At 42.4% G+C, this 12,818-nt stretch carries 15 protein-coding genes; 9 read left to right on the forward strand and 6 right to left on the reverse strand.

What is annotated here, in order from left to right; translation table 11 throughout:
- Window positions 1-116 precede the first annotated feature (116 nt).
- From rluB to JHD45_RS13070, 4 genes are all read left to right on the forward strand, one after another.
- The gene (rluB, locus tag JHD45_RS13055; protein WP_199476956.1) at window positions 117-1,010 is read left to right on the forward strand and encodes a 23S rRNA pseudouridine(2605) synthase RluB; all 894 of its coding nucleotides are present in this window, start codon (window positions 117-119) and stop codon (window positions 1,008-1,010) included.
- A 77-nt stretch (window positions 1,011-1,087) separates the two neighbouring features.
- Window positions 1,088-1,546 carry a DUF1499 domain-containing protein gene (locus JHD45_RS13060; protein WP_199476957.1) on the forward strand — a complete coding sequence of 153 codons (459 nt, stop codon included), beginning with the start codon at window positions 1,088-1,090 and terminating at the stop codon, window positions 1,544-1,546.
- A gap of 44 nt (window positions 1,547-1,590) precedes the next feature.
- Window positions 1,591-2,313 (forward strand): response regulator, encoded by a 723-nt coding sequence (locus JHD45_RS13065; protein WP_199476958.1) that lies wholly within the window; start codon window positions 1,591-1,593, stop codon window positions 2,311-2,313.
- 7 nt (window positions 2,314-2,320) lie between these two features.
- Window positions 2,321-3,841, forward strand: coding sequence for an ATP-binding protein (locus JHD45_RS13070; protein ID WP_199476959.1), 1,521 nt, complete (start codon window positions 2,321-2,323; stop codon window positions 3,839-3,841).
- Between the two features lie 41 nt (window positions 3,842-3,882).
- On the opposite strand, the gene JHD45_RS13075 is transcribed toward JHD45_RS13070, so the two are convergent.
- Window positions 3,883-4,803, reverse strand: a complete 921-nt coding sequence (locus tag JHD45_RS13075; protein WP_199477019.1) for a LysR family transcriptional regulator — start codon at window positions 4,801-4,803, stop codon at window positions 3,883-3,885.
- Window positions 4,804-4,896: 93 nt separating this feature from the next.
- Window positions 4,897-5,802 (reverse strand): ornithine carbamoyltransferase, encoded by a 906-nt coding sequence (gene argF, locus JHD45_RS13080; RefSeq protein ID WP_199476960.1) that lies wholly within the window; start codon window positions 5,800-5,802, stop codon window positions 4,897-4,899.
- A 223-nt stretch (window positions 5,803-6,025) separates the two neighbouring features.
- Here argF and grxD point away from each other — a divergent pair, with 223 nt between their 5' ends.
- Window positions 6,026-6,367 (forward strand): Grx4 family monothiol glutaredoxin, encoded by a 342-nt coding sequence (gene grxD, locus JHD45_RS13085; RefSeq protein ID WP_199476961.1) that lies wholly within the window; start codon window positions 6,026-6,028, stop codon window positions 6,365-6,367.
- 75 nt (window positions 6,368-6,442) lie between these two features.
- Window positions 6,443-7,066: a peroxiredoxin gene (locus JHD45_RS13090; protein WP_199476962.1), complete on the forward strand. Its 624-nt coding sequence runs from the start codon at window positions 6,443-6,445 to the stop codon at window positions 7,064-7,066.
- 129 nt (window positions 7,067-7,195) lie between these two features.
- Here JHD45_RS13090 and JHD45_RS13095 read toward each other — a convergent pair whose 3' ends face one another.
- Entirely contained in the window at window positions 7,196-7,585 is a 390-nt protein-coding gene (locus tag JHD45_RS13095) for a VOC family protein (protein ID WP_199476963.1), read from the reverse strand.
- Window positions 7,586-7,630: 45 nt separating this feature from the next.
- Window positions 7,631-8,602 carry a LysR family transcriptional regulator gene (locus tag JHD45_RS13100; protein ID WP_199476964.1) on the reverse strand — a complete coding sequence of 324 codons (972 nt, stop codon included), beginning with the start codon at window positions 8,600-8,602 and terminating at the stop codon, window positions 7,631-7,633.
- Between the two features lie 215 nt (window positions 8,603-8,817).
- On the opposite strand from JHD45_RS13100, the gene JHD45_RS13105 reads away from it, so the two are divergent.
- The gene (locus JHD45_RS13105; protein ID WP_199476965.1) at window positions 8,818-9,210 is read left to right on the forward strand and encodes a GFA family protein; all 393 of its coding nucleotides are present in this window, start codon (window positions 8,818-8,820) and stop codon (window positions 9,208-9,210) included.
- 80 nt (window positions 9,211-9,290) lie between these two features.
- Here JHD45_RS13105 and JHD45_RS13110 read toward each other — a convergent pair whose 3' ends face one another.
- Window positions 9,291-10,169: a LysR substrate-binding domain-containing protein gene (locus tag JHD45_RS13110; RefSeq protein WP_199476966.1), complete on the reverse strand. Its 879-nt coding sequence runs from the start codon at window positions 10,167-10,169 to the stop codon at window positions 9,291-9,293.
- Between the two features lie 151 nt (window positions 10,170-10,320).
- Window positions 10,321-11,316 carry a 2-hydroxyacid dehydrogenase gene (locus tag JHD45_RS13115; protein WP_199476967.1) on the reverse strand — a complete coding sequence of 332 codons (996 nt, stop codon included), beginning with the start codon at window positions 11,314-11,316 and terminating at the stop codon, window positions 10,321-10,323.
- A gap of 402 nt (window positions 11,317-11,718) precedes the next feature.
- Here JHD45_RS13115 and JHD45_RS13120 point away from each other — a divergent pair, with 402 nt between their 5' ends.
- Together JHD45_RS13120 and JHD45_RS13125 are read left to right on the forward strand one after the other, a co-directional pair.
- Window positions 11,719-11,928, forward strand: coding sequence for a cold-shock protein (locus JHD45_RS13120; RefSeq protein ID WP_024024079.1), 210 nt, complete (start codon window positions 11,719-11,721; stop codon window positions 11,926-11,928).
- A gap of 179 nt (window positions 11,929-12,107) precedes the next feature.
- Window positions 12,108-12,656, forward strand: a complete 549-nt coding sequence (locus JHD45_RS13125; protein WP_199476968.1) for a DUF2058 domain-containing protein — start codon at window positions 12,108-12,110, stop codon at window positions 12,654-12,656.
- The last annotated feature ends 162 nt before the right edge of the window (window positions 12,657-12,818 follow it).

Here is a 12,818-nt window from a genome sequence, read left to right on the forward strand (position 1 = left end):
TTGTGTGGTAGGGCGCTGTTATGCGATGCCATGTACGATTATAATGCTGCCCATATTTGTGTTATACCGTTTTATATAATGGGTTGCTGAGAAGCATTCCCTCTAAGAGGTTCGTAATGGACGAGAAATTACAAAAAGTATTAGCGAGAGCGGGCCAAGGTTCGCGTCGAGAAATGGAAAACCGTATTCGTGAAGGGCGGGTTCTAGTTAATGGTGCGGTAGCAACATTAGGGGATCGCGTCAGTTTGACTGATGTTATCGAGCTGGATGGCTATCCGGTTAAAGTGACGGAAGCCGGGGAAGGGCGCCGTGTCATAATCTATAACAAGCCAGAAGGTGAAGTTTGTACCCGCAAAGATCCAGAAGGCCGCCCCACGGTATTTGATAAACTTCCTAGGTTACGTGGCGAGCGCTGGATTGCTGTTGGCCGTTTGGATATCAACACATCAGGTCTTCTTTTGTTTACCACCGATGGTGAGTTAGCGAACCGCTTGATGCATCCATCGACTGAAATTGATCGAGAGTATTTGGTGCGAGTGATGGGCGATGTTTCTGAAGAAAACATTGCAGCACTGAAAAAAGGAGTGACGTTAGACGACGGCATTGCTAAGTTTACCGACATTGTTGATGGTGGTGGTGAAGGCATTAACCGCTGGTTTTATGTGTGCTTAATGGAAGGTCGTAATCGTGAAGTCCGTCGTTTGTGGGAGTCTCAAGGGGTGAAAGTGAACCGCTTGAAGCGAGTTCGTTTTGGTCCGGTTTTCTTGCCATCAAAAGCGAAAATGGGCCGCTGGGTGGAAATGGATGACGCAGAGGTCAATGCCTTGTGTGCCATGGTTGATATCCAAGTCACGAGTAAGCCAAAAACACAGCAGCAGAAACAAGAAGTCAAACGTCAGCAAAGTAAGACGACAGCGGGTGGGGCTCGTCGCCCGAAAGGGTTTGATTGGCAAAGCAGTGATAAGCCAGAATTCAAGCCCAAAAAACCGGGTAAGCGATCTTTTCGTTAAAAAGATGTTTGATTAACGACTCTTTGATGATTGCAAACCGGGCTTAGCGTAAATAAGTGAGTTAGGAGTAGTAGAACATGTTTCGTTGGATGGCAGTAATCATCGTTGCTTTGGTGATAGGCTTCTTTGTCTATGTGAAGTTAAATAACCGAATGCCTGATGATTTAGGTATGACGGCCGGACTGTTTAAATCCTGCCCAACTTCTCCGAATTGTGTGTCCAGTCAGGCTGAAAAAACAGATAAAGTCCACTACACTGATTCCATACCTTACACAGGGAATCGTAAAGATGTGCAATTGGCCATTGAGTCATACTTTTTGAAAAAAGGTAATGCGGACATTGTTACGAGTCGCCTTGGCTATGTGCATCTTGAGGTAAAAAGCGCTCTAATTGGCTATATTGATGATGTTGAGTTTTACTTACCTGAGTCTAAAAAAATAATTGAAGTACGTTCGGCCTCACGGGTTGGTTATTCTGATATGGGAGTCAATCGTAAGCGCATTGAACAACTCAGAGAGTTTCTTGCTAAACAATAATATCAGCAACAACGAAGTATTAAGTATAAGGATGAGGACGGCAAATGAGTGTGGATGATAATCAAACAATTTTAATTGTAGAAGATGACGAAAGACTGGCCTCTTTAACCAAAGAGTATTTGGAAAAGAACGGTTTTTCTGTTGATATTGAAGCAGATGGACGTGCGGCGATTTCACGCATTGTTGAGGAGCAGCCCTCGTTGGTGGTGCTGGATTTGATGCTGCCTGGGGCCGATGGCTTTACGGTATGTCGCAGTGTACGTAATGACTATAAAGGGCCTATTTTAATGCTGACGGCTCGCAGTGACGATGTTGACCAAATTTTAGGGCTTGAAATTGGTGCGGACGATTATGTGTCTAAGCCTGCTAAACCCCGTGTTTTGTTGGCACGGATTCAATCCCTGTTACGCCGCAGTACGCAAGATGTTGACCTGACGTCTGAAGCGTCCGATAAAAAAGAACAGACGCTAACCTTTGGGCCTCTTGTAGTGGACAACTCTCGTCGCGAAGCTTGGTTATCGGGCGAAGAGGTTGAGTTGACCAGTGCTGAATTTGATCTGTTGTGGTTGTTAGCAAGCAGTGCTGGGCGGATTTTAAGTCGTGAAGAAATCTTCGGAGAGTTACGTGGCATAGAATACGATGGGCAAGACCGCTCTGTGGATGTGCGCATTTCTCGTATTCGTTCTAAAATCGGTGATGACCCTATTCATCCTCGCAGAATCAAAACGATTCGCAGTAAAGGCTATCTTTTTGTAAAAGAGGTCTAAGCGTTTTATGCGCGAGGAGATTAAGCGCTTATATCTGCACCTGTTTATTGGGTGTCTGATTATACTAGTCTGCTGCTATGTAGCAGTAGACTTTACTAAGTCTCGCTTTGACAATGCTCGTATAGAACAATTGTTGTGTCTTGACGCTGAGCTAAGTGTGGCATTGCTAGCTACTGGTGTGAAGACATCCCTACCAGAATCTAAATTTGATTGGCAGAAGCCGAAGAAGATCTTAACTGCGGCGGAGGTGGTGTCGCTTATCCCCCAGAGACATTGGGTGCAGTTGTCGAATGGGGATTATAAGGTTTCTTTTGGCCCTAAAAATTCCCCTGAGATAACAGGTGTTGCGACTAGTGAGAAAGGTAATGTCTATCAATTTGAAAGACTTCTGAAAGACCTTTTGTATTCCTCTCTTCCCCATGAAGAGAAAATTGCGTTAATCAAAAGCATGTCTTGCATCTCGATTACTTCATACCCTAGCTCTAAATATGTTGATTTATCCGGTATTACTGGTATTTCACTGGTGCATGGTATCCATAATGAATATGGCTTTTTATGGCGCGGGACTAATTCTGATCACCTTCATTACCTTTCATTGTTACCTGAAAAAATGCTGTCTTTATCAGTGGCGATTGTGGTGATTGTCGCGGTTGGTATTGCTGTCATGATAGGGCTTATCTGGCGTGAGCTGGTGTTGCTGGATTTAAAGCGTAAAACCTTTGAAAACATCACTCGTCAAATTGCTCGGGGTCAAATTGGTTTGCCAAAAGGCATTCCGGATAGCAGTGGTACCTTAAAAGAATTGGCCTATTCTTTTGACTCAATGTCATCTCATATTCAACGGCTGCTTAAGGTTCAAAGAGAAATGATTAATGCTATCTCCCATGAGCTTAGGACGCCGATAGCGCGACTTCGATTTGGTCTTGAGGTAGTGAAAGATGAAGTAGATGGCTCAGCTGTTGATACCATTACGGCATTAGAGGATGATGTTGAGGAGCTTAACACTTTAGTGGATGAAGTGTTAACTTATGGAAAATTAGAAGAAGGCTCTCTTGCGTTGAACTTTTCCTCAACAGGTATCCGAGAGCTAGTTGAAGGCATTATTCGCCATAATGATCCTTTATTACAGCATTTGACGGTTAACGTTAGTATTGCCAGTGATGATGAGGTCATTGCCGATGCCCATCACTTGCATAGGGCGCTACAGAACTTAATCCTGAATGCGGCGAAATACGCCACAAGCCAAATCTGTATTGCTTTCTCTTCAGATAATGACCGCTGGCAAATAGACATTGAAGATGATGGTCCTGGAATACCTTTGGAGGATAGAGATAAGGTCTTTATTCCATTTCAACGTTTAGATAATAGTCGAACACGCGCATCAGGGGGCTATGGGTTAGGTTTGGCTATTGTGCAGCGTATTGCTTTTTGGCACGGCGGTGCGGTATTAGTTGATGAAAGCCAATATGGTGGTGCAAAATTCAGTTTGATCTGGTCGAAAAGTCAGCATCAGAAATCCCTTTCATGATACTACAGTCCTTCGTTATACCTAGATTTATATTAGATATCTTAAAGCTCTGGTGACAGAATGCCTTTTAGGTTTTTGAAGCAGGTTTTACTGGCCGTTGTGATTAAATCTTCCATGTAAGCGTTTTGGCGTTGATCTCGTCTAATGGCCAAATACAACTTACACCAGACACCTTCTTCACCAAGTGACTTAGTGATGACGTATTGACGATTCGTGTATTCTGTTAGTGCCCAGTTCGGTAAGCAGCAAACACCTCTGCCACTGGCCACCAGTTGCATCATCATTAATGTTAATTCACTGTGACGAATTTTTGCTGGGGAGATGCCAGCAGGATTTAAAAAGTGCTTAAAAATATCCAAACGATCAGACTCAACGGGATAGGTGATTAAAGTTTCTTTGATGAAGTCTTCAGGTACTAGAAATTCTTTTTTCGCTAAAGGGTGGTGCCGTGATAAGGCAACTTGGGACTCGTATTGAAAGAGAGGGATGTAATCTATATTTGGCAGCTCTTGAGGGTCTGATGTGACAACAAGGTCAAGATCACCGCGAGCCAATGCAGGTAATGGCATAAAGCTAAAGGCGGTGGATAAATCAAGTTCCACATCTGGCCAATGTTCACGGAAGTGGTCAATGGTGGGCATGAGCCATTCATAGCAGCTATGGCATTCGATGGCGATATGTAAACGGCCACTTTCTCCTTCAGCAAAACGTTGTATATCCCGTTGTGCCGAGCGAAAAGCTAATAAAACATCATCCGCGAGTTGCAATAAACGCAGCCCTGCGCTGGTGAAACGAACTGGCTTGGTTTTACGAATAAAAAGTGCACAGCCCAGTTTTTCTTCTAGGTCTTTTAATTGATGAGAGAGAGCAGATTGGGTCAAATGGACGCGCTCCGCTGCCTCGACTAAACTGCCAGTTTCTCGCAGTGCGGTCAGTGTTTTTAAGTGCCTAACTTCAATAATGCTCATAATAATTCACTGTAAGTGAGAGTTATTCAGTATTTATAATAGAAAAAAACCCGTGAAAAAGCCTAATCACGGGTTTGGTTCATTGTCTTATTGGCACAGCAAAAATTCAAGTAGTGCCTTTTGTGCGTGAAGGCGATTTTCAGCTTCATCCCAGACGACGGAGTCAGGATCGTCCATGATATCTGCACTTACTTCTTCTCCTCGGTGAGCTGGTAAGCAGTGCATGAACAAAGCATCGTGATGGGCTTGTGCCATTAAAGCTCTATTTACTTGAAAGCCTTCAAAGTCTTTTAAACGCTTTTCTTGTTCATCTTCTTGACCCATTGAAGCAAAGACATCTGTCACAATTAAGTCGGCATCTTTTGCTGCGTCTATTGCACTGTGAACGACGGTGACTCGATCTTTGTTTTCTTCAACAAGTGATGGGGTCGGCTCATAGCCTTTAGGACAAGCAATGACTAGCGTGAAGTTTAATAATGCTGACGCATTTATGTATGAATTACACATATTGTTGCCATCGCCAACCCAAACCACTTTTTTTCCTTCGATGGAGCCGCGATGCTCTTGATAGGTTTGCATGTCGGCCAGTAATTGGCAGGGGTGATAATCATCAGTCAACGCATTGATGACTGGAACCGAAGAATATTGGGCAAAGGTTTCTACGATACTGTGTTCAAATGTTCGAATCATGACGGCATCGACCATGCTGGAAATAACACGAGCACTGTCTTCAATCGGTTCACCCCGGCCCAGTTGAGTGTCTCTTGAGGATAAAAAGAGTGCGTGCCCACCAAACTGCGCCATGCCAGATTCAAAGGAGACTCTCGTTCGGGTTGAGGATTTTTCAAAAATCATGCCTAACACACGATTTTTTAATGGTTCGTATAGTGTGCCTTCGCGATGGATTTTCTTAAGCTCTGTGGCTCGAGATAGCAACTGTTTTAACTCCTCAGAAGATAAATCTTTGAGAGTAAGAAAATGTCTTGGCGACACGTGAAACTCCTTAGTACTGATTTTTTAAAAGGGGGAATCGGCCAATTTAATATACTCAGGTAGGTGAGTAAAGGATAATTGACACAGAAAACAACAAAGGAAAGGTTGGGTATGGGGTTGTAAACAGACACATAGACCCAATAAACTGGAGCAAGTTATTTGATTCTTACAATGAATAGAGAGTATTTATTGTAAGCTAGCAGAATTTAGTGAGGGCACTATTATGAGTACAACAATCGACACCATCAAAGAGCAAATTGAGAATAACGATGTTCTGCTGTACATGAAGGGAAATCCTCGTGCGCCACAGTGTGGATTTTCTTCTCAGGCTGTTCAGGCGTTAATGTCGTGTGGTGAGCGTTTTGCATTTGTAAATATTTTGGAAAACCCTGATATCCGTGCGGAGCTGCCTAAATATGCGAATTGGCCGACTTTTCCGCAGTTATGGGTAAAAGGTGAGCTTGTAGGTGGATGTGACATTATCGTAGAAATGGCTTCCACAGGTGAGTTGCAGACCTTGATCAAAGAAGCGGTCGGCGACGAGAAAGAACAAGAGCAAGAGTAAGTGATCATCAGCCTACTGTTTAGGCGGGCTGATTTTATTGATGTTAAATGACGGTATATAAGGGGATTCTATACTATGTCTATTCTAGTTGGTAAAAAGGCACCTGACTTTACTGCACCAGCGGTATTAGCTGATGGCCAAATTGTGGATTCTTTCAATCTAGCCGAGGCTATCAAGGGAAAATACGCTATCGTGTTTTTCTATCCGTTAGATTTCACTTTCGTATGTCCATCTGAAATCATTGCTATGTCTCATCGTATGGGGAAATTCCGTGAGATGGGTGTAGAAGTGATTGGTGTGTCTATCGACTCTCACTTCACGCATAATGCTTGGCGTAATACGCCAGTAGAGGAAGGCGGAATTGGCCCTGTTGAGTACACACTTGCAGGGGATATGAACCATGCGATTGCTCAAGCCTATGGCATTGAGTCTGACGGTGGAGATTCTTACTATCCTGCTGGTGTGGCGATGCGTGCGTCTTTTGTTATTGACCAAAAAGGCATCGTACGTTCTCAGATCGTAAACGATGAGCCTATTGGCCGTAATATGGATGAGTTGGTTCGTATTGTCGATGCATTGCAATTCTTTGAGGAGAATGGTCAGGTTTGCCCAGCTGGCTGGAATAAAGGTGACAAAGGTATGGTTAATACACCAGAAGGTGTGGCTTCTTACCTATCTGAAAGCAGCAAAAATCTCTAATTATAAAGCCATAAGTGGCTTCTAGATCGCTGTTTTAGACTTTTATATTGAATCGATTTGGTTGAATATAAGAAAGCAAATTACGCCTGCTCATTTCCGTGAGCAGGCGTTTTTGGTTTGAAACGTCGTTTATTGCTCATAAAGCTCTAGTGGCAGATTGTCTGGGTCAGCAAAAAAGGTGAAACGTTTGCCTGTTAGTTCGTCTATGCGGATGTTTTCGACTGGAATATTATGTGCTTGTAGATGTGTAATGCACTGCTCCAAATCTGTGACAGTAAAGGCTAAATGTCTTAATCCTTGAGCTTCTGGCTGCGAAGGACGTCTTGGTGGATAGGGAAAAGAAAAAAGTTCAATTTGTTCGTGTTCACTGATTTTTAAATCTAACTTATAAGATTGTCGTTCAGCTCGATAGGTTTCTTTGATGATAGGGAAGCCAAGTATTTGATTATAGAAGTGTTTTGAGACCATATAATTTGAGCAAATAATGGCAACATGGTGAATATGGGATATCTGAAACATGCTAATGCCTGTGTACTACAATGGATGCTGTATTGCTAAAATCGCTTAGCGTTTTTGTGAGAGTGTCTTGTTGCCTTGACTCTTGAGTTCTTCTGCTAATTCGATGACTTGTCGTCTAAACCAAATGTGGCTGGCATCGTGGTGCAGTAGGGGACTCCAAATCATCTTCAATTCAATTGGTGCAATGGGAAAAGGCGGTTCCATAATTGCTAGGTCTGGGTTGTTAAGTTGAATAAGAGCCACTTTTCTTGGTAAGGTGGCAATCAGATCCTGTTCAAGGGCAAGATGCATGGCTGTGTGGTAGCTGCGTGTGAAAACACGTATACTGCGCTTTCTGTTCTGTTTCTGGAGGGCTTCATCGACCCATCCCAGTTTTTGCACGTCGGTTGGGTCCATACCCACACCTATGCCAAATCCTGTTTTACTGACCCAAATATGCTGTGATTGAAGGTAGCTTTCCAAGTTAAAGTTTTCAATGACCGGATTATAGGCACTCATCATACAGACAAAGTCGTCCATCCAAATGCTTTTTTCGTGAAAGGATTGTGGCAACTCTTCAAAACGGTTGATTGCCATATCTATTTTTCCTGCTTCCACGTCATGGAATGTCACATCGCTTGGGGTCATAATGTCCAATGTAATGCCAGGGGCTTTTTCTCTAAGACGATTCAGCAAACGAGGAATGACGGTTGAGGCGGCATAGTCACTGGCCATAATTCGAAACACACGAGTACTGGTTGATTCGTTGAAATCGGCTTCAGGTTGTAACGCTTCTTCCAGTTCTAGCAGTACTTTGCGAACAATGGGCTGTAAGCGTAACGCTTTTTCAGTCGGTTTCATGCCTTCGCTGGTACGAACCAGTAATGGATCACCTAATAAATCTCTAAGACGCTTTAAGCCATTGCTCATAGCGGGTTGTGTAATGTTTAACTTACTGGCCGAGCGTGTTACGTTGCACTCTCTGAGTAATACATCGAGGTAAATGAGCAGATTTAAGTCTATTTTATTTATATTCATCGCTATGATAGTTATCGCTGTTTACATCTATTTAGTGAATCCATTGTATTAGCTTGTTCATAAAGTACAACAAATTAGACGAGATAGTATGAATAAATCTGCTGAGGAATTGTTGCTTAGGTCAATGGCTGGCATAATTGGAGCGCTTGAACGGAGTGTCGTCTCATAATTGTCTATCCTTTCCTTTAATTGTCTGTGTCTACCATGGGGTAAAAATGAAAGCATCCTGCTTATGTGGTTCTGTTGAGTTTACAATTAATTCCCCCTTTATTAGTGCTAATATTTGTCATTGTTCGCAATGCCGTAAAACCCATGGCGGAGTCGGAGCCGCTTATGGTTCGTGTTTAAAAGAAGATATTGACTGGGGAAACAGTAAGAAGAGAATTCGCCGTTATGAGTCATCCGAGCGCGGACGTCGAGGTTTTTGTAAAGACTGCGGCAGCCCTATTTATTACTACCATAAAGACTTTCCAAACCACATGGAAATTTCTTTAGGGGTGTTGGATGAAGAGCCGAATATTGCACCTGAATACCATTTATTCGTTAAGAGTAAGCCTCAATGGTATGGCATTCATGATGATTTACCGCAATACGATGAGCTAAAGTAGTATCACCATAGCTGTAGTTGTCTGATAATAAGCCCCATTTAAAAATGAGAAAGTTGGGGATGCTCATTTAGGTAAGAGGACTAAGTCGACACCATTTCGTAGCATTGATCCACAAAGCCCTGAGCGTTTTTGGTGAGGGTTGTATTCTTGGGAATAACAATCAATAAATTACGATTCAGCTCAAGAGGTGTATTATACAGGCGAATAAGACCAGAGTTGAGTTCTTGAGAGATAGCCATGCGTGACAGGCAGCCTAATCCCATTTTATGAATGACTGCTTGCTTAACGGCTTCCATATGAGCGAGTGATAAGACAACATTAAGTTGAGTCGTTGATTTGCCTATGGCCTGCTCAAGAATATTGCGTGTACCTGATCCTACTTCTCGCATCACCCAGTCTGCTTCTTGAAGGTCTTCCCAAGATAAGTCTTCTGGTCGTTCCTCCTGTGATGAACCAAAAACAACCAGTTCATCCCGTCGCCAGATTTGTGTTGTTAACTCTGCATGCTGACAATACCCTTCGATAAAGCCGACTTCGGCCTTGCCTGTGAGTAATTGTTGAATCACATGTTGAGTATTGCCTATGTCTAAGTTGAAGCGAATGTTAGGGTACTTTTGTCTAAATGAGGCCATCTGCTCTGGCAACAGATAATTTCCAACACTGACACTTGAGGCGAGATGAAGTGAGCCGCTTAGCTCATCATCAGTGCCCATGCTTTCGATTTGTTCAATTTGACTTAGAACTGAACGCGCTTGAGGTAGAAGGAGTCTTGCTTGAGGAGTAATTTGTAACCTTTTGCCATGGCGGCGAAAAAGAGGACGTCCTAGTAGTGCCTCTAATTCTCGTAACGCTTGGCTAGCTGCCGGTTGGCTAATAGAGACCATTTCGGCTGCGGCTGTGACGGAGCCTGTGTGAACCACGGCCTCAAATATTTGTAGTTGTCTAAGTGTTATTCTCATTGGTCTATTGTAACGGCAATGACTTTTGTTTGAGTAGTAGTTTTTGTCGTTACCGTCGTTTATTTTTATAGCAAAGTATACTGGCTATAGGTATATGGCGTCCTTTCAATGTTGTTTTCGTATGGTTAGAGTTCTGTGTGGTTGGTCAAGATTATGGGTTCAATAATCTCTGACATACTTCACCTTTTCTATGTTTGTTCAAGTTATCTATGGTGGTTATGGCGATATGATCTAGGGCTTCTTGAGTGAAAAAGCCTTGATGACCTGTCACAACAACATTTGGGAAAGTGAGCATTAACTGAAACACGCTATCCTGTATGATGTGTGTTGACATGTCTTCAAAAAATATTTTGTTTTCTTGTTCGTAAACGTCCATGCCTAAGTAGCCAATTTTTCCAGAGTATAAAGCATCGATGGCTTCTTGGGCGTTAACTAAAGCGCCACGGCTTGTGTTAATGAGCATCACGCCGTCTTTCATTTTACTGAGACTTTTCCTGTTGATTAAATGATGGGTTGAGGCGTTCAATGGACAATGTAGGCTGATTATGTCGCTTTTTTTATAAAGTGTTTCCAAGTCGGTATAATGGCAACCTAAGTCAATTAGTGCTTCATTCGGAGATACGTCGTAACACAGCACATTGCACCCAAAGCCTTTCATAATGCGGCAAAACGCTTGCCCAATACGGCCTGTACCGATACAGCCTATTGTTTTGCTTTGTAAGTTAAAACCTAATAGTCCTTCTAAGGCAAAATTGCCTGCTTTGACTCTTTGGTAGGCTATGTGGGTTTTACGAGTTAGAGTCATGATTAAAGCCAGTGCGTGTTCAGCAACGGAAGTCGGGCTATAGTCTGGTACATGATAAACCTTAATACCGGAGGCTTTTGCAGCAGATAAATCGACATTGTTGAATCCTGCGCAGCGCAATGCAATGGCGGTGATACCTTGTTTGGCTAAGTAGCGAATAACAGTGTTGTTTACATCATCATTGACGAAGCAACAAATGGCGTCAAAACCACTTGCCAGTGTCATCGTTTCTTGGCTAAGCCGGCTTTCAAAAAAACTAAATTCAAGTTCTTTTGAGGTCTGAGAAAAATGTTCAAGTGTGCGTTTGTCATAAGGTTTACAGGAAAAAATGGCAATTTTCATTATATCCGTCCAATTAAATCATCCGATTAAGTCAAAATGTTAAGTCTAGCGAAAGATGTATATGTATTTTATTGTCTAAGTCGGGAACTTTATCCGCTAAGCCTAGAGATAAAATATATTTTTTGCGAGTTTCGATTTGCTAGTCTGTTGATTTATCTCAAAATAATTATGAAGTCTCCTTATTTGAAAAAAATTGTTGAAAACATGATTGACCTAGTCGCTGTTACAGGTCTACAATCAAATTCGTTTAAAAGAGTTGGCAATATTTATGTCCAGAGTTGCGAATATTACGTCATGTATGTTCGATCCTGTTAAGTCATAAGTAATACCGAGTTTTTTTAGCACAACAGAGCTAGCATCATCGCTAGCGGATAAATTAACTTACCTACAGGATAAAAAGACATGTCTGACGTAGTAACTGGTACAGTAAAGTTCTTCAACGAAACTAAAGGTTTCGGTTTCATCACTCAGGATTCAGGTCCAGATGTATTTGTTCATTTCTCTGCAATCAATACTTCTGGCTTCAAAACTTTGGCTGAAGGCCAAAAAGTTGAATTCCAAGTAGCTCAAGGCAAAAAAGGCCCAGAAGCTCAAAACGTTACTCCTTTATAAGGAAGCGTTGCTGAGGTCTCTCAGCAAAAAAACTCAAAAAAGCGACCTTGTGTCGCTTTTTTTGTTTTTGTGCTTGATGAAATGAGTGTTGCTCATAAAGATAGCTTCGATGCATGTGTCAAATGATGGCATATTCATGTGTTATTGTATGGTCTCATTGAGTGTTAAAGAGGGTGAGTATGGCTAAATCATTACAGGAACAGCTACTAGGAGCTGGTCTGGTCGATAAAAAGAAAGTAAATAAGTTAAAAGCTGAGAAGTTGCAGCACAAGCAAAAAGTAAAAAAAGGTAAGGTGGTTGATCAAAGTGATGCCCAACGCCAAGCCGAGCTCAAAAGGCAGCGTGAGGAAAAGGCGGCGAAAGATAAAGCGCTAAACTTAGAGCGTCAGCGAGAACTTGAGCAAAAGGCTATTCAAGGGCAAATCCGCCAAATGATTATGCAAAATCGTATTAATAAACAGGATGGTGACATTGCCTATCACTTTACGGATCACAAAAAAGTGAAGAAACTCTACATCAGCCAAGGTATGCATGATGACCTAACGAAAGGTCGTTTGGCTATTGTTGCTCTTGATGGTGCTTATGAATTTATTCCCGAGCCAGTGGCGGTAAAGATCAGTGAGCGCGATGCTGAGTGCATTTTGGTTTGTAACAATCGGGTAGATACTGTTGAGGACGAAGAGGATCCCTACGCAGACTTTCAGATTCCAGATGACCTCATGTGGTAAAGCTTAGAAGAAAGTGGCGGAGTGAAAGGTCCTCCTCCGTCGCATTTTTCGATGAAGTTTGTACGTTATTGATTTCTAAACCTTTCTTTGTATTTTCTTTTTTAATCCTTCTTTTTGAGGCTTATTAGTCAGCCTTATTTTCTCTTTAATCAATTCCTTCCT

This window comes from Marinomonas spartinae (assembly GCF_016461715.1).
GTDB lineage: Bacteria > Pseudomonadota > Gammaproteobacteria > Pseudomonadales > Marinomonadaceae > Marinomonas > Marinomonas spartinae_A.

What these genes read in the sequence shown, in the direction of transcription:
- rluB (WP_199476956.1), top strand. Translation starts at nt 117, where the DNA reads ATGGACGAGAAATTACAAAAAGTATTAGCGAGAGCGGGCCAAGGTTCG.
- JHD45_RS13060 (WP_199476957.1), top strand. Translation starts at nt 1,088, where the DNA reads ATGTTTCGTTGGATGGCAGTAATCATCGTTGCTTTGGTGATAGGCTTC.
- JHD45_RS13065 (WP_199476958.1), top strand. Translation starts at nt 1,591, where the DNA reads ATGAGTGTGGATGATAATCAAACAATTTTAATTGTAGAAGATGACGAA.
- JHD45_RS13070 (WP_199476959.1), top strand. Translation starts at nt 2,321, where the DNA reads ATGCGCGAGGAGATTAAGCGCTTATATCTGCACCTGTTTATTGGGTGT.
- grxD (WP_199476961.1), top strand. Translation starts at nt 6,026, where the DNA reads ATGAGTACAACAATCGACACCATCAAAGAGCAAATTGAGAATAACGAT.
- JHD45_RS13090 (WP_199476962.1), top strand. Translation starts at nt 6,443, where the DNA reads ATGTCTATTCTAGTTGGTAAAAAGGCACCTGACTTTACTGCACCAGCG.
- JHD45_RS13095 (WP_199476963.1), bottom strand. Translation starts at nt 7,585, where the DNA reads ATGTTTCAGATATCCCATATTCACCATGTTGCCATTATTTGCTCAAAT.
- JHD45_RS13100 (WP_199476964.1), bottom strand. Translation starts at nt 8,602, where the DNA reads ATGAATATAAATAAAATAGACTTAAATCTGCTCATTTACCTCGATGTA.
- JHD45_RS13105 (WP_199476965.1), top strand. Translation starts at nt 8,818, where the DNA reads ATGAAAGCATCCTGCTTATGTGGTTCTGTTGAGTTTACAATTAATTCC.
- JHD45_RS13110 (WP_199476966.1), bottom strand. Translation starts at nt 10,169, where the DNA reads ATGAGAATAACACTTAGACAACTACAAATATTTGAGGCCGTGGTTCAC.
- JHD45_RS13115 (WP_199476967.1), bottom strand. Translation starts at nt 11,316, where the DNA reads ATGAAAATTGCCATTTTTTCCTGTAAACCTTATGACAAACGCACACTT.
- JHD45_RS13120 (WP_024024079.1), top strand. Translation starts at nt 11,719, where the DNA reads ATGTCTGACGTAGTAACTGGTACAGTAAAGTTCTTCAACGAAACTAAA.
- JHD45_RS13125 (WP_199476968.1), top strand. Translation starts at nt 12,108, where the DNA reads ATGGCTAAATCATTACAGGAACAGCTACTAGGAGCTGGTCTGGTCGAT.